At 43.9% G+C, this 21,636-nt stretch carries 19 protein-coding genes; 8 read left to right on the top strand and 11 right to left on the bottom strand.

The genetic code is table 11. The annotated features are described in order from the left end of the window. Positions 1-29: 29 nt before the first annotated feature. A complete protein-coding gene (locus DYB02_RS24670) occupies positions 30-464 on the bottom strand; it encodes a hotdog fold thioesterase (protein ID WP_015313225.1) in 435 nt (144 codons plus the stop codon). A 204-nt stretch (positions 465-668) separates the two neighbouring features. On the opposite strand from DYB02_RS24670, the gene DYB02_RS24665 reads away from it, so the two are divergent. Beyond that, positions 669-1,457, top strand: a complete 789-nt coding sequence (locus DYB02_RS24665; protein ID WP_029804951.1) for a M48 family metallopeptidase — start codon at positions 669-671, stop codon at positions 1,455-1,457. A gap of 84 nt (positions 1,458-1,541) precedes the next feature. On the opposite strand, the gene DYB02_RS24660 is transcribed toward DYB02_RS24665, so the two are convergent. Continuing rightward, entirely contained in the window at positions 1,542-2,624 is a 1,083-nt protein-coding gene (locus DYB02_RS24660; protein WP_029804949.1) for a site-2 protease family protein, read from the bottom strand. Between the two features lie 358 nt (positions 2,625-2,982). Between DYB02_RS24660 and DYB02_RS24655 the strand changes: the two genes are divergently transcribed. From DYB02_RS24655 to DYB02_RS24645, 3 genes are all read left to right on the top strand, one after another. Then, a complete protein-coding gene (locus tag DYB02_RS24655) occupies positions 2,983-4,224 on the top strand; it encodes an outer membrane protein transport protein (protein WP_005455385.1) in 1,242 nt (413 codons plus the stop codon). 21 nt (positions 4,225-4,245) lie between these two features. After that, positions 4,246-6,654, top strand: a complete 2,409-nt coding sequence (locus tag DYB02_RS24650) for a VolA/Pla-1 family phospholipase (RefSeq protein WP_029804947.1) — start codon at positions 4,246-4,248, stop codon at positions 6,652-6,654. 278 nt (positions 6,655-6,932) lie between these two features. Then, on the top strand, positions 6,933-7,490 hold the full coding sequence (locus tag DYB02_RS24645; RefSeq protein ID WP_005455388.1) for a PhnA domain-containing protein: 558 nt from the start codon (positions 6,933-6,935) through the stop codon (positions 7,488-7,490). Positions 7,491-7,649: 159 nt separating this feature from the next. On the opposite strand, the gene DYB02_RS24640 is transcribed toward DYB02_RS24645, so the two are convergent. The 3 genes from DYB02_RS24640 to DYB02_RS24630 form a co-directional block, all read right to left on the bottom strand. Continuing rightward, complete coding sequence (locus tag DYB02_RS24640; protein WP_029804843.1) at positions 7,650-7,841, bottom strand: hypothetical protein; 192 nt, start codon at positions 7,839-7,841, stop codon at positions 7,650-7,652. 279 nt (positions 7,842-8,120) lie between these two features. Continuing rightward, positions 8,121-9,140: a TerC family protein gene (locus DYB02_RS24635; RefSeq protein WP_020842108.1), complete on the bottom strand. Its 1,020-nt coding sequence runs from the start codon at positions 9,138-9,140 to the stop codon at positions 8,121-8,123. A gap of 521 nt (positions 9,141-9,661) precedes the next feature. Beyond that, entirely contained in the window at positions 9,662-11,404 is a 1,743-nt protein-coding gene (locus DYB02_RS24630; protein WP_029804841.1) for a bifunctional metallophosphatase/5'-nucleotidase, read from the bottom strand. 271 nt (positions 11,405-11,675) lie between these two features. Here DYB02_RS24630 and DYB02_RS24625 point away from each other — a divergent pair, with 271 nt between their 5' ends. Further along, positions 11,676-13,310: an ATP-dependent endonuclease gene (locus DYB02_RS24625; RefSeq protein ID WP_005498813.1), complete on the top strand. Its 1,635-nt coding sequence runs from the start codon at positions 11,676-11,678 to the stop codon at positions 13,308-13,310. A gap of 191 nt (positions 13,311-13,501) precedes the next feature. Here the strand turns inward: DYB02_RS24625 and DYB02_RS24620 are convergent, their stop codons facing one another. Then, complete coding sequence (locus DYB02_RS24620; RefSeq protein ID WP_005483841.1) at positions 13,502-13,984, bottom strand: DUF1097 domain-containing protein; 483 nt, start codon at positions 13,982-13,984, stop codon at positions 13,502-13,504. Positions 13,985-14,252: 268 nt separating this feature from the next. Next, positions 14,253-15,158, bottom strand: coding sequence for a LysR substrate-binding domain-containing protein (locus DYB02_RS24615; RefSeq protein WP_005498809.1), 906 nt, complete (start codon positions 15,156-15,158; stop codon positions 14,253-14,255). Between the two features lie 264 nt (positions 15,159-15,422). Here DYB02_RS24615 and focA point away from each other — a divergent pair, with 264 nt between their 5' ends. Then, positions 15,423-16,874, top strand: coding sequence for a formate transporter FocA (gene focA, locus DYB02_RS24610; protein WP_029804838.1), 1,452 nt, complete (start codon positions 15,423-15,425; stop codon positions 16,872-16,874). 119 nt (positions 16,875-16,993) lie between these two features. Here the strand turns inward: focA and DYB02_RS24605 are convergent, their stop codons facing one another. The 3 genes from DYB02_RS24605 to DYB02_RS24595 form a co-directional block, all read right to left on the bottom strand. After that, positions 16,994-17,563, bottom strand: a complete 570-nt coding sequence (locus DYB02_RS24605) for a YceI family protein (RefSeq protein WP_005477055.1) — start codon at positions 17,561-17,563, stop codon at positions 16,994-16,996. Next, a complete protein-coding gene (locus DYB02_RS24600; protein ID WP_025629001.1) occupies positions 17,560-18,099 on the bottom strand; it encodes a cytochrome b in 540 nt (179 codons plus the stop codon). Before DYB02_RS24600 ends, DYB02_RS24605 begins: the two co-directional genes overlap by 4 nt. A 174-nt stretch (positions 18,100-18,273) precedes the next feature. Next, entirely contained in the window at positions 18,274-18,516 is a 243-nt protein-coding gene (locus DYB02_RS24595; RefSeq protein ID WP_005489304.1) for a DUF2164 domain-containing protein, read from the bottom strand. A gap of 214 nt (positions 18,517-18,730) precedes the next feature. Here DYB02_RS24595 and DYB02_RS24590 point away from each other — a divergent pair, with 214 nt between their 5' ends. Continuing rightward, complete coding sequence (locus tag DYB02_RS24590; protein ID WP_005454376.1) at positions 18,731-19,363, top strand: hypothetical protein; 633 nt, start codon at positions 18,731-18,733, stop codon at positions 19,361-19,363. Positions 19,364-19,551: 188 nt separating this feature from the next. After that, on the top strand, positions 19,552-20,340 hold the full coding sequence (locus DYB02_RS24585; protein ID WP_005479139.1) for an EAL domain-containing protein: 789 nt from the start codon (positions 19,552-19,554) through the stop codon (positions 20,338-20,340). Positions 20,341-20,379: 39 nt separating this feature from the next. Here the strand turns inward: DYB02_RS24585 and DYB02_RS24580 are convergent, their stop codons facing one another. Continuing rightward, on the bottom strand, positions 20,380-21,633 hold the full coding sequence (locus tag DYB02_RS24580; protein ID WP_029804836.1) for a DEAD/DEAH box helicase: 1,254 nt from the start codon (positions 21,631-21,633) through the stop codon (positions 20,380-20,382). Positions 21,634-21,636 lie beyond the last annotated feature (3 nt).

The raw sequence follows: 21,636 nt of genomic DNA, 5'->3' as shown, positions 1-21,636 counted from the left end.
TGTATCTCTGCTGATTGATGAACGTCGAATTAAGCCAATTTTGTTTTTTGTTGCTTCACAGCAATCGTTAGACGGCTAGTACACACCAAGCGATCACGTTCGTCTGTAATTTCAATCTGCCAAACTTGAGTCGAAACACCAAGGTGAATAGGTTTTGCGGTACCGATAACATAACCACTGCGCATTGCTCGTACATGGTTTGCGTTGATATCTAAACCTACGCAGTAGTTACCTTCACTCACGCAAAAGTTTGCGGCAATGGAACCTAATGTTTCTGCTAGCACGACGGATGCACCACCATGCAACATACCCAGCGGTTGGTGAGTAAAACTGCACACTGGCATCGTTGCACTTAATGAGTCATCCGTGAAGTTGGTGTACTCGATTTGTAGGTGCTCCATCATGGTATTTCTTGATGTAGCGTTAAGGATGTCCAAACTGATCGGCTTTTTCCAAATACTCATTTTTCGCTCTTACTGTTTGCAGGTTGAGACTGCTTATTCATATTTATGCCAAGCGCTTAGCATAGTCTCTATTGCTGCGACACTTCAAGACAAAACGCGCTAGCCCTCAACTCTACAATCACACTTACCTCGCCTATGCATCTTGTCATCATTTGGGTATATACTACTGGTTCAAAACAAGAATTAGTGAATATGGAGCCACTTATGAAGGTATGGATTAAAGCCTCTGCTCTCTTGACCTTAGCAGGCTTAACTGCGTGCAGCGCCTCACCAACTGGTCGAAATCAAATACTGATGTTTTCAGATCAAGAAATGTCATCACTTGGTGCAAAATCCTTTGATCAAATGAAGAAGGATATTCCAATCAGTAAAGATAAAAAGACCAACGCTTACGTACAATGCGTAGCTAAGCAGATCACCAATGCCATTCCACCTCAAGCTGGTTTCAAAGATTGGGAGATCGTGGTGTTTGATAGTGACCAAGTCAATGCGTTTGCGTTGCCAGGAGGAAAAATTGGTGTTTACACTGGCCTTCTCAAGGTAGCGAAAAACCAAGATCAGTTAGCAACGGTTATCGGGCACGAAGTGGCGCACGTTTTAGCAGAACACAGTAACGAGCGGCTGTCTCAAAGCCAATTGGCCAATGCTGGGCTGTCGTTAGCGAATGTGGCAATTGGCGCATCTGAATACAAACAATATCAACAGCTCACTATGGCCGCGTTAGGTGTTGGTGTGCAGTACGGCGTAATTCTCCCTTATGGAAGAACGCAAGAGTCTGAAGCAGATATCGTTGGCTTAGAGTACATGGCGAAAGCTGGATTCAATCCTAATCAAAGCGTCGATCTGTGGAAAAACATGAGTGCAGCATCAGGTGGAGCGCAGCCGCCGGAGTTTTTCTCTACTCACCCTTCTCACAGTACGCGAATCAAAGACTTGCAGGCAACCATCAACAAGTTACCGAAGTACAATGTGAAAGCACCGAAATGTGGTTAGAAAGCGTATAACCCTACAAAAGTCTGATACAAAAAAGCTCCTACTTAAGGAGCTTTTTCGTTATCTGTGTGTTGAGAACTTTCGTTAAGCTCCAAGAATTTGCAAAGGTAAGCTGAGTAAGCTGTCACCCAGTCCTGCGAAATACCAAATAATCCCAACAAAACCACCAACGGATGCTAAATACCAAATCAATGAGAACAATTGACCGTAGCGAGTGAGTGGCAACAAGTGGCTGTGATGTCTTGCTCGCCATTCCATGACCACTTCCAGCATCCCCATCATCAGTAAGAATCCGAGCAGCGTTAAACCAAATGAATAGCTGAGCGCAATACCAAGTAGTGCTGTAACAATGCTGCCCGCCAACCCAATCCAAGTATTCATCGAGAAAGTAATACTCTTTAGAACATGGCCACCATCTAACGGTAAGATCGGCAGCAAGTTAAAGAGGTTTAGCAGCGCGTTAAACACAGCAAGACCAGCGAATATCATTTCGCCTGTCATCCAATAAAGCAGAGTAAACACAATGCTTAAAACCAATCCAAAGAAAGGCCCCATGATAGAAATGACGACATCTTGCCAACGCGTGTTTATTTTCTCGTCACTTAAAGCCAAGCCACCTAGAAACGGGATCAAGTAAATGCCCTTGGTTTTCATACCGAAATACTTCATCGCTTTGATATGCCCATATTCGTGGAACATAAGACAAGTGATAAGAGCCAGAGCAAACTCAATAGAAAACAACCATGAATAGGCAGCTAAACTTGCTGACGCCAGCGCAACTTTAATCACTTTCGCGCTTTTTAAGGCTTTCATACCTAAGGAAAAAATACCGATGACACTCAAGCGCTTTTCTGATGGCGGCGCGACCTGTGGCACCTGCCTTTCAATATCTTTTTCGTTTCTTGAACCTTCCGTAATTAGCTCACCGTTAACGGTGGCGCGATAGGTCAGATCAAAAGGTTGCCAATCCAATGTGCAGTCTAATTGGCAAAGCAAAACCTCTTCTCCAGCACTCAGCTTAAATTGATGCGTGTAAGTTTCGGTTTTCTTTTCGCTCGCATCAATTTGAGAAACTAGAGTGTTATCCCAGTACAATTGCTGCCATCCCGCCATCGATCCTTCTAATCTTAACGGGCGACCTAAAAATTCAGTGTGTAGTAATTCCAACGCGATTCCTAATGCGATAACCACAAAGGTCGAATTATGCCTCTTATAACAAGTGACATCAAAGCATGTGAACTCAAGATTTGAAGGTTATTTAATCATAAGATTTGCAAAACAATTCTGGTCGTACCATTTCCACAAAAAATATAACGATAATACATGCCCTTACGAGCAGGCGTTTGACGTATGCATCAAATTTAAAACGCCAAATACGCTCAAACTTTGACAAGTTATTAAACATGCAATTAACATTACATTTACATCACGGTTGTATTTCAATGCAATCACAACTGCTGTTTAGTACCACACAACAATTACAAGGACTTCGGTCCAGCATAATGACACCCTAGGAGGGTCAAGGATGAACAAGAAGCACTGCTCTCTGCTGACAATTTCAATATTGTTTGCGTGTAATGCCCATTCAGCGGGCTTTCAGGTTGCTGAACACTCGGCATCTGGTCTTGGTCGAGCATTCTCAGGTGAAGGGGCTGTAGCAGACAATGCCAGCGTTCTTGCACGTAACCCAGCAGCAATGACTCTTTTCAAAGAAGCTCAGTTTTCTGGCGCACTTTCTATCGTTGATCCTGAAGTCAACGTTTACGATACGCTTCATAAAGAGCAATCTGATGACGTAGCACCACTGCAAGTGGTTCCTGCGGGTTATTACATCAGCCCAATCAATGACAACTGGGCTTGGGGTATCGGTATGTTCACCACTTACGGTGTTGCAACAGATTATCCAGATGATATTTCTGCGGGTGATATGGCTGGCGACACCTCGCTACTTTCTGTCAATATCAATCCAAACATTGCTTACCGCATCAACGAAAAATTCAGTGTTGGTGGCGGCATCAACTTAGTTTATGCAGAAGCAGAACTGACACGTCATAAAGGTGCGTTGGCGCCGCTATTTGGTTCTGGTAGCAGTAAGTCCGATAACCTAATTGGCATGGAAGGTGAGACTTTCGCATGGGGTTGGAACGTCGGTGCCCTATTTGAACTTAACGAAAACAACCGTTTTGGCTTTGGCTACCGTTCTAAAGTCGATCTAGATTTTGATGATGGTGAATTCAGCAGCTACGACTCTGGCATCGCAACCGCAGCAAAAGTCGATGGTCGCTTGAAGATTTCGCTTCCTTCTATTATCGAACTATCTGCATTCCATCAATTGAACGACCAATGGGCGATTCATTACGGTTGGCAACAAACTGACTGGAGCACTTTTAAAGAGCTAAAAGCGACCAGTAATGAATGTAAAGGCGGCGTATGTTTCTTCAAACCAGAAAAGTATGAAGACAACAACCGTTACTCTGTAGGTGCAACTTACACGCTAAACACAGAGTGGACATTCCGCGCAGGCTTGGCTTATGACGAGCAAGCGGGTGAAGCAACATTGAGTATCCCTGATAGTGACCGTATGTGGTACAGCGCGGGTCTAACGTATGCAATGAATGAAAACCTATCGTTTGATGCTGGTTTTGCATTGGTACAAAGTGAGTCGGGCTCTTTCACTGAGACTAACGCTGCAGGTCAAGAAATTAAGTTTGATTCAGAAGGTACGGCATACATCAGTGCAGTACAGATGAACTACACCTTCAAATAATAGGATTCTCGGAGTAACCCAATGAAACATACGTTTAAACTATCACTGCTTTGTTCTGCGATCCTACTTGCAGGTTGTGGCGACAACACATCAAGCTCAGGCACAACAGATAAAGTAACGTTTGAATCGGAAGTTCAAGCATTGCTAGATCGTGGCACTTCAATTAGCTTTACTATCCAAGGTGCAAACGCAGACGTACCTGCCCCTTCTTACCTACTTATGGATACGTCAGATGGTACGCTTGGCCTGCCAACTAACGGTGATGATGCCCTTACTAATCCACGCGCATCAATGAACACAATGGACGGTTGGTCAACGTCTATGCCTATCGTTTTGAACTTTAACGGCGATGGCTTCGCTCCTGGCATGTTGGCTTCTGGCGTTAAAGTTATCAAAATCAACCAGCGTTTGACGGAATGGGACGGAAAAACTAACCCGATTTCAAAAGTCCTTGTTCAGAACCAAGATTACGTTGTTCAAGCCAATGGTAAATCTCTTTATGTTCAGTTTGCCGATTCTCTTGATGAATCTAGCGAATACATTTTCGCAGTCACACAAGACGTAACTGACGTTAATGGCGAGCCTATTGGCACCTCTTCAAGCTACGCGGTGGCAAAGAGCAAACAAGTTAAGTACGAATCAGGCGATCTTGCATCTGTACAAGCGGTAACAGAAGCTGTCGAAGGCATTTTTGGTCTAGCGCAAGTCAACCCAGCAGATATTGTCTACTCCTCATGGTTCAGCACTCAATCTGTAGGTGACACGTTAGCGGCTGTTAAAGGTGTTACTGCGACAGGTTTTGCTACTGGCGCGAACACGCTAAATACCATTTACAAAAATGATACTAACGAGAATGCTGTCGACCTTTCTACTGCGTACACAATGGTGCTTGGTGAGACACAAGACTTTATGACAGCGTTAGATTCGGACAGTGACTTTAATAAATACGTCAGTGACTTAGATGCAGCGAAAACCGCGATTAAAGGTCTTTACCTGCAATCTGGCGCGAGTGTGAATGTTACTCAGGGTCAAGTAAGACTGCCACACTACCTTGAAAAAGGCGCAAACTGGAACATGCAACCGATGGTGTCTGCGATGCCAAGCCTAGCGAAGCTAAACGCAGCACTTACCGATCCAGCAGAACAAGCGAACATGGTTCAGCAACTTTCTTCTGGCGTTTTCGCAAGCTCTCCTGTAGACGTTAGCAAGCTGGCAACAGATCCAACAGAGCAGCTAAAACTGGTAGGCTCGAAACTGTACTTAAACGACGGTACACAGCTGGATAGTGAGCGAGTTATTACTCGTTACTCTCCTGTTCCTGCGGTTAAATCTTTAGAAAATGTCGAGTTTTTACTGTTTACTCCTCAAAATGGTGTAGCGAAAGACGTGGTGATCTACCAACACGGTATCACCTCAGCGAAAGAAAACTCGTATGCATTTGCTTTTAATATGGTGCAGGCTGGCGTAGCTGTTATCGCTATCGATCTTCCAATCCACGGTACACGTAGCCTAGACGAACAACGATCGGCAAATGCGAACGTTCTTGCTTACTTGAACCTTTCTAACCTTGCTGTTGCGCGTGATAACCTTCGTCAAAGCGTGCTGGATGTATTGGGCTTACGTGCTAGTTTAGTAGTATCAGCGCAAGGCGGCCTATTGGCTGGAGGCCCTCTTCAAGGTTTTAACCCGATGATGGGCTCTCAAGTGAAAATGCTAGGTCACTCACTAGGCGGTATTGTTGGTACGTCTGCGGTTGCTGCTGCAAACAATACGCTAGGTAGCCCTACTGCTGATGCATTGTATACATTTAGCGCGGCCTCTATTCAGAACTCTGGTGGTCAAATCGGTAATCTATTGCTGGGTTCTTCAGACTTTGGTCCGCAAATCAAGCACAACCTTGCTTATGCAGCATCAACGGATTACAAGTCTTACGCTGACGCGCAGTGTGCACAGTTAGATGACAAAGCATGTTACGAGGTCTTTGAAGGTTTAGCGACACCGGAACAGCTTGCAGCTCTGAGTGCTGGTTTCTCACAGTTCATCTACGCAGCGCAAACCACGCTTGATACTGTAGATCCATTTACTAATGCCGCAGACCTAGTTGCTTCAGGCACTCTAACTACACCATTCTTGATGACAGAAGTTGAAGGTGATAAGACGGTACCGAATAACGTTGCGAACGCTCCATTTGCAGGTACAGAGCCGTTAGCCAAGAAATTGGGCTTAACTGAGGTTAATAGCTTAAATACAGCGGTCTCTGCGACGTCAAGCTTTGTTCAATTCAACGCTATTGCTTCACACAGTACGTTTGCGTCGCCATCAGGCACACTTGCCGATGTCAATCATCATGCTGAAATGCAAAAAGAAAACGCGGACTTCTTGATGGACAACGCATTGAGTGATGTTGCGGATACAACAGTACTGAAATAATCGACCATTCATCCATCGAAAAAACCCAGCTTAGGCTGGGTTTTTTATTTTTCGCACTCAAAAGAGTGTTGAATAATTCACACAACAATTCATAACCCAAGGTAATTGACCACTTCTTTTATATTCCAAATATTATTTATTTAGCGATTGTTTTACATCTTTCACCTAATCAGGTTGGAATATTGTAAAATCTCGGCTTTAATTCGCTAACACCCTTTTATTTCTCAGGATAAAGTGGATAATACCGCCACAAAATAACATTACTAAGGTGAGTCCTTATGTCTATCGAAGCTACTCTGCTTGCACGCTGCGAGTCAAAATGTGAACTGTGTTCATCTGAATCTCCATTAACTGCTTACGCTGTACCACCACACGGTAACGTAACAGTTGATACCGCTATCATGGTATGTGACAAATGCCACAGCGAGATCGAAGAACCTAAAGACATTAACCATTGGCGTTGTCTGAACGAAAGCATGTGGAGCCAGGTTCCTGCAGTACAAGTAACTGCATGGCGCCAACTAACTCGCCTAAACTCTGAAAGCTGGGCTCAAGACGCTCTTGACATGATGTACATGGAAGAAGAGCAAAAGAACTGGGCAATGACAGGTATGTCTGCTGATGACAAAACTGTTGACTGCAACGGCACTGAACTTAAGAAAGGTGACGATGTAACAGTAATCAAAGATCTACCAGTTAAAGGTACAAACCAAGTAATTAAGCAAGGTACTGTGATTCGCGGTATCAGCCTTGGTGATGACCCTAAACTGATTTCAGGTAAGGCAAACGGTGGTCAGTCAATGTACGTGATCGCAGAGTACTGCCGTAAGAAGTAATTTTAGTTACTTTTGTATAAAACGGGGTTCCAGTTGGAACCCCGTTTTTGTTTGTGCTTCGGAAGGCCCCCTAACCCATGCGTTTGAATCAGGTCCCTTTGAAACAGCAAATACAAAAATGCCAGCGGCTAAGCTGGCATTTTTTTAACAGTGTTCAGATTAACGGTATATACCGATATCTTTTTGAATGTGAGCTGACAAATCTTCTGCGTAGTAGCTGCGAGGAGCAGAGTTATCTACAAAAAGAATGTCGAGTAAGTGAGCAATCAATCCTTTGAAGTTAACCGCGTAGGTTTTCTTATCCATAGAGGTTGGTAAAGCTACATTTGTCATTTGCATTGCTTGTGCCATGATTGCCTCTCTTTAAAAGCAGTAATATGTTTTGTTGGTTGTATAGTAGTCACTTCCTCACTGTTTAAAAAATGACAAAATTTGACCAACCAAATTAGTTTTTCTAATAAAACAAATCATTCACATTGCTGCGAGCTAGAAATGCCCACTTTTCGCATAAAAATTCAACAACCGCCTACTTTTCTTGAATAACTTGGAGTTACGGGGATAACTCCAAGCTTTTAAGTAACAAATTCTTAACCAATCAATACTGAAAATATCTTTTCAAAAATCCGGTTATCAATATTTTTGATTAGTAATATTAACTCGAGAACGACTGTTTTCTTTGTTCTTATACACCGAAGCAACTACCGCGGAAGTCATTACTAGAATCAAGAACGTCAACGACCAAATCGTTGGGATTTCGTATTCTGTTCCGACCAAAAGCATCTTCACACCGATAAACATCATGATCACAGAGAGCGCAGGTTTTAAGTAGACAAACTTGTCCAGCATCGCTTGCAGCACGAAGTACAGCGAGCGTAAGCCTAACAACGCGAATACGTTAGCCGCTAACACCAAGAATGGCTCGCGAGTGACCGCAAAAATAGCCGGAATTGAATCGAGTGCAAACATCACATCCATCACGGCGATCACGCCTACTACAATTAACATTGGCGTCGCAACCCACTTCCCTGCTTGCTTCAAGAACATATGATTACCTTGATAATCATCAGTCACTGGCAACAATTTACGAATCACTTGCTCTGGGTATGGGTTCACTTCTTCCTCTTCACCTTTGTCGCGAGCAAGCTTAATACCTGTCCAGATTAGGAACGCCGCAAATAGGTAGAGTACCCAATGGTATTGGGCGAGTAGCTGCGCACCGACAGCAATCATAATTGCTCGCAGAACCAACGCGCCAATCACACCCCATAGTAACGCACGCGGACGAAGATGCTCTGGCACTTTGTATTGGGCAAATATGATGGCGAAGACAAATAAGTTATCAACGCTTAATGATTTTTCGAGCAAGTAACCAGTTAGGAATGAAACGGTCGCTTTCTCATTGCTGTAAGCACTATGAGGAGCGTAAACGTCCCAAAAGAAATAGATGGAACCTGCAAAAAGAAACGCGAGTAAGAACCAGAATATGCTCCAAACGATGGCTTTTTGCATCGTAATGGCACCGCCTCGGGTTTGATAGATATCAAGCGCAACCAAAACGAGTGTGAAAAGGCCGAATGCACCATACATTGTCAGTGATTCTTGAAATAGAACAGATTGGCTTAACTGGGTGGTATTTTCGATAAGAGACATGCTTCCTCCCACGCGGAAGGACAGCAGTGTTTGGTGACCTTCCGCAAACAATACAAACCAGCAGTCACATTACCCATGTGTCTGCTAATCAATGAATGCGTTGGTCTCGTTGAAGTGCCAAGATTGAATGTTCAATCAGACACCTTTACTTACCGGATAAGCTATCGCTTAACGAGATGACGATAAGTAAACTTGCGCTAACTACTCCCCAAACGCCGCCATCATACGCCTGATCATTCTGATTTCCAACAAAAATTCCCTATCAATAAAATCAATGCATTTAATCGCCAGCAGTCCATCAAATATATGAATATAAAGAAAAAGGAGCACTGACTAGCGCTCCTTCTTATTACTCTTTGTTCTTTATAGCCCATTTAGTGGCACAAAATACACAAGCATGGACCAAGCGGCTACCCACGCAATGACCACTGCAGCGTCTGCCCAGTCTTTTTTCCACATACTTTCCACCCTCTCACTCGCATGTAGTGTGGAAAGTACAGCAAAATCAATACCAAGAATGATTAACGATTTTGTTGAGAGTAAAGTTTGTGACTTTCGTTCAAACAGTTAGGCTCATCTGCAAGTAGTTCAATAAAGCAATCCGCCATTGATAAGTTACTCACACAACCCTCGCCTTTCATATCAAGCAGGGCTTCATAGCCTTCTTTGCCTTTCATCGTGTAAGCCGAAGACGTGCCACGATACCAAGCGTCATCATCAACCTTTACCCAGCGGTATCCGTCCAATATTTCTAATCGTTGGATTCTCTCACCTTTTGGCGCATCGGCTTGATAGTCAAAGTTCAGATTGTACGTATATGGATAACTGCCTGACCCAGTGCCTTCTACGCCGTTGTTTAGTGCATTATTGATTGCACCTTCTAGAGCTCGGCGAATAACCGCACCTTTCACATCGTAAAACCCGATCGGCACGGCAAAAGGCAATAATCGTCCGGCAACATCTGCCACTGTAATATCACCTGGATTGAGTGAAGTACGAACGCCACCTGCATTATGAATTGCAAATTGAACGTTGTGCCCGCGTTTATTTAAGCTATGAAGGAAAGAACGAGCGACCGCACCGGCAAGTTCACTTCCGCCCAACTCATCCGGTATACGGACATGACGCTTTTTGCTTTCCACATGAGCAATCACCTGCGATTGCAAGGCTCGCACGCGAGGTATGTATTTATCTCTCAAAATAGCTTGAGTTTCTGGGTGTTTCTTACAGACCACAACATTTGGTTGGCCGTGAATAAAATCACAAGCGGTTTCAAATACGCCTTGGTCCAATTGTTGATTCAATGTTGAATCCCAGAAAATACGGCGTCCTAACAGTAATTCATTTTGACCATTCAACATGGTTGCTTGGCCATTTTCGTCAAACTCAAGCACACAATGGCCCATGGTCAGAGCATGAAAACCGGCTTGCACAACGTAGGTCCCATTTACTTTGATACCATAAGGATCATCTTCACCCAAACCAATCGCAGTAAAGTCACCTTGCAAACGGTGGCTATGACCACCCACGATGATACCGATGCCTTCTACTTGCTCTGCAAGTTCTAAGTCGCCCTCGTAACCTAGGTGACTCAGTAAAATAATGTTTTTGATTCCATCATTGTGAATTTGTGCGACCGTCGCTTTCGCGGTTTCAATTGCAGTCATAAATGGCGTATCGGCGTCAGGGTTTGCTATATCGCTCATTTTATCGATGGACAAACCAAAAATAGCGACTTTTACACCGTTAAACTCTTTCACAAGGTATTGCGCACTGCGTGAATCCGGTTGATAGCTCAGTACGTTGTTACAGTCGCTTAGTCGGTGCGCTTTGTTTTTTGACTCTTTGGACAGATCCCAGTTGCCTGCGAGCAGCGGAAAATTGGTGCGCTGACAAAATAGTGCAACCGGTTCGTTCCCCATGTCGAGCTCGTGGTTTCCCAATGCCATGGCATCAATATTCAAGGCGTTCAACAAATCGGCGTTCGCTTTGCCTTTAAATAAGGAGAAATAGAGCGTGCCTTGGAAGCAGTCGCCAGCATGAAGGAACAACATTCCCTGCCCTTGACGCTGTGCATCATCACGTAGCTGTTCAACTCGAGTCGCGATTCGTGAGAATCCGCCCGCACTAACATAAGGTTCTAATATGAGGTCTTTGTTGATTTTGAGTTTTAGCTGTAATGACGTTGGCTCAAAGTAGGAATGAGTGTCATTGATGTGTGCCAGTTTGATTCTTACTGGCTTATGATTTTTATTCATTTTCATCTTCTCTCTTTTCATTCCTTATAATAATAAGAAGTGAATCATGACAGAATCATGAATTTTATGAAACTGTGAATTTTTGATTTCACGTTTACGTGATCACGATGCTATCTGTCGTTCAATTGAAAGCAACTTACGCCTGTCGCGGTCTCTATTCAATAGGAGGCTCTCGTAATTTTGTGAACTGAGCTTAACTCAAAAATTTCGAATTCATATATGCTTAGGAGTAGCAAAATAACTCTCTATAATTCAAATAATTGCAAGGAGGATTGAGATGAGACTAGAACGCATCGAAATCTCCGGGTTTAGAGGCATCAAACGCCTTTCACTCTCTTTTGATGAACTCACTACCCTCATTGGTGAGAATACGTGGGGCAAATCTTCATTGCTCGACGCCCTATCTATCGCGTTACCAGCCAACGGAAGTCTATATGAGTTCGAACTGAAAGATTTCCACGTCGACTACTCCATTTCTCACCCTCAGTCTCAACACATCCAAATTATTGTTTGCTTCAAAGCACAAGATAAACATGAAGCAAACGCTGGTCGTTATCGCCGCATCAAACCCGCTTGGTGCACAACAGAAGATGGTGAACATGTCATTTATTATCGAATCAGTGCCTCTCGCGTTGATCATGACATCACAACCAAATACGCGTTTCTTGACCGTGATGGCAAACCGAAACAGATTCACCATTCAGAAAAATTAGCGGTTGAGTTGATGACGTTGCACCCTGTCATTCGACTAAGGGATTCTCGTCGCTTTCCTCGTCCGACACACATTAATGGTGACAGCAAAAACGCGCGTATCGAAAAACGCATCAACAACACCTGTCGACGTTTATTGGCGATGCCGGGTCATGTAAACAAAGGGGAAATACGAAGCAGTCTCGATGCCATGAAAACGTTGGTCGAGCACTATTTTGCGTTTCGTAGCATCAGTAAAGGCAATCCTAGAAAACCGAGAGACGGATTATTCTACACTAGCCCATCTTCTGATAAAGGATTGAGCCAATACCTGAAAGAGACCAACGATAAGCAAAGTCGCTTGCTCTTAATGGGGTTGCTTAATGCATATCTCCAAGCCAAAGGGCCGACGGATTTAAGACGTTGCGCGCGGCCTATTTTGATCATCGAAGATCCAGAAGGTCGTTTACACCCAACGCATTTAGCTCGAGCTTGGTCGTTGCTTCAACTTTTGCCAATGCAAAAAATCTTAACCACGAACAGTGGTAGTTTGCTTGGTTCCGTGCCGCTCTACTCCATCCGTAGGCTTATCCGTCTGTCCGACAAAACTATCGCGAAGAGTCTAAACACGTCTAAGTTTGGTGGTGACGAGCTAAGACGAATTGGTTTCCACATTCGTTTTCATCGCGCTGGCGCTTTGTTTGCGCGTTGCTGGCTATTAGTGGAAGGCGAAACTGAGGTTTGGTTGTTTAATGAATTGGCAAGACAATGTGGATACGATCTCGCCGCTGAAGGGGTTCAGATTGTCGAATTTGCACAATCTGGCTTACGTTCATTAATAAAAGTAGCCAAAGAGTTCGGTATCGATTGGCATGTGGTTACCGATGGTGACCCTGCGGGTAAAAAATACGCCCACACAGTAAGAGCGCAGCTTGGGCATGATCAAGAGCGCCATAGGCTCACTGAACTGCCCGATCGGGACATCGAGCATTTTCTTTATAATCATGGTTTCGAGCTTTTCTTTAAGGACATGATCAAAGTCCCTCATGACCATCCAATTCCGGCGAAGAAAGTGGTTAACCGCGTTTTGAAAAAACATGCGAAGCCAGATTTGGCTCTAGCCATTGTGTCTCACTGCGAAGAGAAAGGCATGGAATGTATCCCTGTGTTGTTGCGTTGGACGTTAAAACGCATCGTTACTATGGCGAGCGGGAATACTTAAGCCTTATATCTATTTACTCGTTTTCCACTTAAATAGTCTTTGGGGATAGCACTGCGCTATCCCCTTAAAATTTAGGCAAAAAAAAGCACACCAATTTAGTGTGCTTGTATCAAATATCATTAATTTTGATTAACTGTATTGAGAGGGATAAAGCTCAATACACAGCGGATACAAATTAGATCGGGGGTTCACTACTGTGCTTGCTCAGCGAGCGAAGAAGAAGTAGCGGTTGATTTCGCATGTAACCAAAGTCCTGTTGCTTTCATTAAGTAACCAAATACGCCACCTAATACAAGCGATGGAACAACAAGTTGCCAATTGCCATCTGCTGCGAATGTCGCGCAAGAACCAATGAAAGTACCAGGAATGTACGCTAGCCAAGCCTGTTTCGCTTGAATACACATGAAAAACGCTACAACAGCTGTGATCACATAACCCAAGATCTCTAAACCTGCGTAAGTGGAGCCATAAATAATTACCATTGCCCAGAATACACCGGTCAAGTTAGTAATTAAGCTTGTCGCTAAACCTTTTAATCCACTCGTTGGAGCGGCGAAGTAGCTTGTACAGCCTAAAAAGCCTGCCCAAGATAAAAGGCCAAGAGAAATGGCAATCCAACCCCAAACGCCGGACAGAATCCCAGTAGTAATAGAGATAGCTAAAAGTGTTGTCATGGTATTCGTACCTGCTCGGCGACTATCGCACCCTTTTGGTTTGATAACTGCCTTCATACATTGAAATCAAGAACCAATACTAGGCACATCGTGCCAGTTTATCGGTGATAATGATCACAACAATACTACCTTTCGTTTCATGTTTTACACAAATTATTTGACGCAACCGATAAATCAACAGATTTAGAAAATAACAAAAAACAGAGATGGACGAATAAAAGAGACAAAAAAGGCCCTGCAATGCAGAGCCCATTAAAATTGATAGTACCTATAAGACGGATGGCTTGCCCTTCATCATGCGCAAACCTTCACGCTTGATGCAATCGACCAACGGGTTTTCGGCCATATCCGCACGCCAAATAAAGGACAATGTGCGCTCCATTTTCAGATCTGGTACGTTTAGCGCGACTAAACGTCCTGCCTCAATGTAACGTTCAACATCCAAATATGGCAAACAAGTTAAGTATTGTCCGTTAGCCACCAAGCTGCGCAACACAGGAACGTGTTCATACTCACGCCATACATCTAAATCTTCAATCAAATGATGAATGGAGCTATCAAAGGTTTTACGAGTACCTGAGCCATGCTCACGTAACACCCATTTCGCCTGCTCTAATTGAGCTAAACTGACCGAAGGGTTACGAGCAAAAGGATGATGAGAAGCTGCGACTACAGTAAGGTGATCACGACACCAGATTTCTTGGTGTAAACGGTTATCGTCACAACGTCCTTCAATAATGCCTAAATCGTATTTGTAATCTAATACGCCATCGATAACTCCTTTCGTACTTTGTACGCCTAGCGAGATTCGCATCTCAGGAAAATCGTTATCAATGATACTGATAAGGTCAGGCACCAAGTGTTCTGCTGGTGTTTGGCTCGCACCAAGACGGATCTCTCCGCTCAACAAATGTTGCTCATAGAATCCCATTTCTATCTGCAAGGCATCTTGCAATAAACGCTTTGCTTTTGGCCTTAACCACATCCCCCAATGTGTTAGGGCCATTTGCTTTCCTTGCCTTTCAAATAAAGGCCTGCCAAGCATTTTTTCTAACTGCGCGAGCGACATACTTGTCGCCGATTGTGTCAGAGCCAGTTTGTCTGCGGCCTGGCTTACACTGCCGGTATCTGCAACTGCGTCGAAAACCGCTAATTGCTTAAGAGAGTAGCGCAAAGTGTCCTCCATCATGGGCGAGTATTCCCATACTCTCACAACCTCAAAAACATGCCCCAATAAGCAATAGGGTTCATTTTACTCCGCGCTAAAAACTTATCAAATAATTTGATGAGATTTCTAAATATTATCAATTTTACCTGTACCACTGCCCGCCCTATTCTGGATATGCGGTTCGGGAACACCGCAAAACAAAAACAACAATTCATTTTTGAGCTAATAAATCAAGGAGCTTTTTATGGAACCACAAACTAAGGAGTCATTATGGCGGTGACCAGTTCTCAAACTCACCAGGACTTTTCTCCTAAAGAGATGATGGCTGAGGCGGAGAAATTCGCATTAAGTAAAGCAAACAAAACCAGCAGCATGACACTTGGCCTAGCAATAATGGCTGGTGCGTTTATCGGTTTGGCATTTTTGTTTTACATCACAGTGACAACTGGCAGTGCGAATACAGGTTGGGGTTTAAGCCGCTTAGCCGGTGGTATCGCCTTCAGTATGGGGTTAATCCTTATCGTTATTTGCGGTGGGGAGCTGTTTACCAGTTCGGTGCTTTCCAGCATCTCATGGGCAAACAAACAAATCTCTTTCGGCAAAATGTTGTCGATTTGGGGCAAGGTTTACGTGGGTAACTTCATCGGCGCAATGTTTTTGCTTGCTCTTGTGACTGCGGCAGGTTTGTACCAAATGGATGCAGGCCAATGGGGTTTGAATGCTCTTAATATCGCACAACACAAACTGCACCATACATTGCTTCAAGCCTTTGCTTTGGGCGTTCTATGTAACCTACTGGTTTGTCTTGCAATTTGGTTGACGTTTAGTTCTGCAAACGCAATGACGAAAGCGCTTATGACCATTCTTCCAGTTGCGATGTTCGTCAGCAGTGGCTTTGAGCACTGTGTGGCAAACATGTTTATGGTCCCACTAGGCATCGTTATTGCCAATTTTGCCCCTGAATCATTTTGGGCATCTGTTAGTGTACCGGCTTCCCAATATGCGGATTTAAATGTCGCACACTTTATTAGTGCGAACTTAATTCCAGTGACGTTTGGCAACATCGTCGGTGGCGCAGTACTCGTTGGTTTGGCTAACTGGTGTATCTACCGCCGCCCAGAGTTAAAAGCAGCCAATGTTTCATCTATCACAAATACAACTCAGTTATCGTCAGTTAAGGAAATCACAATGAAAAACGCATCTTTCGTAAAGGACATCATGAATCCAAAACCGGTTACACTCAGCGTGGGAATGCCTGTAGCCGCAGCTCTTGATACTCTATTAGACAACAATCTAACAAGCGCACCAGTGGTGGATCTCCACAATCGTTTAGTTGGTTTCTTCTCTGCACACGACGTGATGGTTGAACTGTGGTGTCAAGATTACATCCCAGTGAAAGATCAAAAAGTGGTTGATTTGATGAGCCGTGATGTCGTTGCAATTGATGCTGGCGATCGTTTGGTGGATGTGGTCGAGTTCCTATGCATCGACAAAGAGCAACTATACCCAACAAGCAGCATGGGGATTGCAACTCGCCTAACTTCTCTATCTCTAGAAGAACGAGCGAAAAGCATGAAGGTTAGCAAGCCGCAAGTATTGCCGGTTCTTGAAAATGGTCAAATGGTTGGTGTTGTTACTCGCCAAGAAGTTCTTAAAGCCCTACGTCCAGTATTCGGTGAGCGACTAAACCTTGTTGAAGATAAAGAACTAGAAACTGCTTAAACAATAAAGAAAGAACGAACAATAACAAAACGCTAGTTGTTAGAAACTAACAGCGTTACATGGCACCAATAAAAAAGCGCTCTTGAAACCAAGAGCGCTTTCATTTATTCAAAGCTTAATTACTTCTTCACGCCTTCGATATGCAGTTCCATATCAACGTAGCTTGATGAACCCATTACTGGGATATCGAAATCAGCAAGCTCTAGACGAGTTGTGCCAACAAAACCAGCACGCTCACCACCCCATGGGTCGTTACCTGCGCCAACAAACTCAGCTTCGATAGTAATAGGCTTAGTCACACCGTGTAGCGTTAGATCACCCGTTACGTCTAGCTTACCATTACCTTTATCAACCACTTTCGTGCTCTTAAAAGTCGCTTCGCTGTATTTGCCAGCATCAATAAAATCGCCGCTGCGGATGTGTTTGTCACGCTCAGCGTGGTTTGAGTCTAGGCTTGTGGTGTCTACTACTACGTTTACTTTTGAGTCAGCAATGTTTTTTTCATCAAAAGAAAAGTCACCAGAAAAAGTATTAAAACGACCTTTGATGAAGCTGTAACCTAAGTGGCTAACTTTGAAGTTGATAGACGCGTGAGCACCTTTCGTATCGATAACGTAGTCTGCAGCCTGAGCACCTAAAGGCAGTGCCATAGCGATTGCTAGTCCTGTAGCGAAGAGTGACTTTTTCATTTTGAAGCTCCTAACATTTTTCTTAATGTGTTGTCTTTATCGATAAAGTGATGTTTGAGCGCAGCGACAGCGTGTAAACCTGCAATTAGGATCACAGCCCAAGCTGCATAGAAGTGAATTTCACCTGCGATATCTGATTGACCAGAAAATAATTCTCCTGCGCCGGGTACAGTAAACCAATTGAATACTTCAATACCGCGACCATCAGATGTAGAGATGAGGTAACCTGAAACAAAGATTGTGAGAAGTAATAGATACATCACACTATGTGCCGCTTTAGCTGCGACGACTTCAAATCGACTGCCTTCTACTTTTGGTGACGCCGTAACATACTTCCACACGATGCGACCCACAGTAAGAATGGCCAGAAGAATACCGACAGAGCGATGATAATGTGGCGCAGTTCGATACCATTCGCTGTAATAGCTAAGGTCGACCATCCACAAACCCACAGCAAACAGACCAATAATGCAAAGCGCAGAAAGCCAGTGCATTACTCGAGCAGGCAGGTTATAGCTTTTTACCAGTGTTTCCATCTCACGTTCCTAGATATATTCCTAAGTTAATGTTGAGCAAGAAACACAACATTAACCTATTTACCTTATATGAAACAGATTATTTACCATCCTTTACATCCAGCCAATCGCACCGTATCTATCAACTTGTTCGAAAATTTTGAAGGAACTTTGGCGTATTGAATGCGCAAAAGCTTAAATTGATACTTCTTGCTCTATCTCGTAAAGCTCATCAGACATTTCAAGCATTCGACGTTCTATCACGGCTTTCGCATCTTCAACGCCTTTGTTGTAATAGACTGCGCCTAGTTTATCGGTAATAAAATCTATCAGAAATTCGCTGTCAAACTGGCCAATCTCAATGCTGAGTTCATCCTGCATATACTCTTGAATTGCCGACGCTAATGTTTCTTTTTGGGCTCTTTCTAACTTAATCATGCGTGTTCCTTTTAGTGCGGCTTAATGGGGATTTCGCTAACCGTTACGAAATAATCGAGTTTCGTCTCGATTGTGTAGCCTTTAATCACCCCAAATTCGTATTGCTTCTAATTTTGGTGTTTAGATCAAGAAGTTGCCGATCTAAATTAGTCTATTCTGAAAAGACTATGCTAACCTTTTGCGGTTCGTTTTGTTAACCATTAAGGGATATTCTTTGCTACTCGACCTAGTGATCCAAAGTGTCAATGATTTTCAGGACGATTGTCTTAAACTGTGTGAGAAGCATTATCCTGCCGTACATAACCAAGGTATGAGTGAACACCATCTTGGTCTTGCATTTTCTCGCCGAATGGAACACACCTTCCGTCATTTTGGTTACAACAGCATCGTAAAACCGATTGAAGTACTCGACGCTCCAGACCTACCTCACCACTATCGCATTTCTTCTGAGATTGGAACGGTTTGGGTGTTAAGCCATCACATGGTCAGTGCTGGTAAATCGTGTCGCGAAAACTTGTTGTCTTCAATTACCGAATGGCAAAGCGAGTATGGCTACGCGCTGCAACCTAACGACCTACTCTTCCTTGTTTGCGATCATTGGATCAGTCGCAGTAAAACCAGCCGAGAACTGCTCCATTGGTGGATGGGCGAATTGCCGGATCAAATCAACGAATATACAGAGCAAGGCATCACTCTTTACACCAGTGAATCTCAGCTCACTCAATCCCTTGATACACGCTTTGGTATCAGCCCTTGTTACATCAAATTTGGCCACCCTTTGCGTCGTTCTAACAAACAACAACTGGTTCGAAAGTACTTGCAGTTGTACGCCGTATTACAGTGGTAGTATCAAATTGCAACAGGTAGATTATCAGTCTATTCATACATTTGTTTGATACGGCTCGATAAATCTAATCATCTCGTATTAACCCTCTTGCCTCATATGGCCTAGCCCAATTAGATTCTGACTACTGAAATCAAAGTTGGTGTCCATGTAACACCAATCAAAAACCATTGATCTAGGTTGTCGTAATAATGATGAGCATCTCACAGCTTCTTGGCTGCATTTCTAAACAAGTAGATGGGCAGTACATCGCGCAATATGAGGAGTTGACACTTCGCAGTGTCTTCCAACCCATTTATAAAAAGGATCTTTCCATCATCGGCTTGGAAGCCTTAGTGCGAATCAGCACTGCTGATGGTTCTATGATACGTCCGGATCTCTTTTTCCAATCTCCTTCCATCTCTGAACATGTTCAACTTAATGTCGAGCGACTTAGTCGCCTTATTCACATCAAAAACTTTGGGCAATCTCGTTACCGCAACAAAAAGCTCTTTCTTAATGTGCTTCCCAGAGCTGCAGAAATGCTGGCGAAGGACCTTTCATACAGCCATTTACTGAAGCAAGTGATTTGTGAGGCGGATTTGTGTCGCGAACAAATCGTGATGGAGTTAGTTGAATTAAGCGCAGGCGATGAGTCCTTTCTGTACAAAGCGACGAAAGAACTGAGTGACGGAGGCTTTAAACTTGCTATTGACGACTACGGCATTAATGCCTCAACCATCGAGCGAGTGAAATGCGTTCGACCAGACATCATCAAGATGGATCGTTCATTGCTGTTGAAATACGAAGACGGGGATTTTTCTGCGTTAATAGAAGCGTTAGCGCTCGCGAAAGAACTGAGTTCAAAAACCGTTATCGAGGGAATTGAAACCGAGCATCAACTTAACTTAATGAAAAAACTCGGTTTCGATATGTACCAAGGCTACTTGCTTGCGATGCCTCAAACCCTAGAAATGTACGAGGAAGCCAAAACGGCCTAAGATCGTCTTGTTAAGCACCGCCGCCTTTGAATACCTGGATTACTTGCGGTGCTTGCCACGATTTTTATGAATCGCGAGTTTTGCTTTTAGTTTGCGCTTTTCTGACGAACGACTCTTACGACGACCGCCACCATCACGCTCAGGTTCTACCTCTTCGATTAGACTTGGTTCGAATCCTTCTAGCCATTCTTGAGGCAAACGCTGGTCTAACAACGTTTCGATCGCACGAAGCAGGTATTCTTCATCTTGGCTCATTAACGAAACTGCCAAACCGGATTTACCCGCGCGGCCAGTACGACCAATACGATGTACGTAGTCTTCGGCTTTAAATGGCATATCAAAGTTCACCACTTGTTCAAGCTCTTGAATATCTAGACCGCGAGCCGCCACGTCTGTCGCAATCAGGGCTCGAACTTTACCTTGCTTGAATTCATCAAGTGCACGCTGGCGAGCACCTTGCGATTTATCACCATTAATCGAAACCGCTTTGATACCATCCAGTTTGAGCTCCTTTGCAAGCTCATCGCTGCCTTGTTTGGTTTTAGTGAAAACAAGTACTTGTTGCCAGTTTCGTGAACCAATTAAATACGCTAACAATTCACGCTTACGCTTTTTATCAACTGGATACACCATCTGCTTAACCGTTTCTGCCGTTGTATTCGCTGGAGACACTTCCACCTCAACAGGAGAATCCATCAGTTTGTAAGCGATGGTTTTAATGCGTTTTTCAAACGTCGCAGAAAACAGCATGATTTGTTTGTCATTCGGTAGTCGACGAAGAATGCGTTGCAGATCAGGCCAAAAACCCATGTCCAACATTCGGTCAGCTTCATCAAGCACCAACACGCCAGTTTTAGAAATGTTTACGTTGCCGTTAAACAAGTGGTCTAACAATCGGCCCGGCGTAGCAATAAGAATATCCGCGCCCTCTTCCAACTTGTTCTTTTGCACGCCAATACTTGTACCGCCGTATACACAAACAATACGTAGATCCGTGTGTTCCGCGTATTGCGTTAAATTGTCAAACACTTGCTGCGCCAATTCACGAGTTGGAACTAGGATGAGAGCGTGAGGTGTGCCATTACGTTTCCTTTGCTGTACCGCCTGAATAATCGGCAAACCAAATGCCGCCGTTTTACCGGTACCCGTTTGCGCAGCCGCAAGAAGATCTTTGCCTTCCAGTACGTGTGGAATCGATTTTTCTTGGACTGGCGTTGGCGTCACAATATTCATATTGTTCAACGTTTCGACTAACTGTTGTTCAATGCCAAGATCAGCAAAATTAACGGACATGAT

Source organism: Vibrio parahaemolyticus, assembly GCF_900460535.1.
Lineage (GTDB): Bacteria > Pseudomonadota > Gammaproteobacteria > Enterobacterales > Vibrionaceae > Vibrio > Vibrio parahaemolyticus.
The sequence above is the reverse complement of the archived record's forward strand: the minus strand, read 5'-3'. Positions and strand labels throughout refer to the sequence as shown.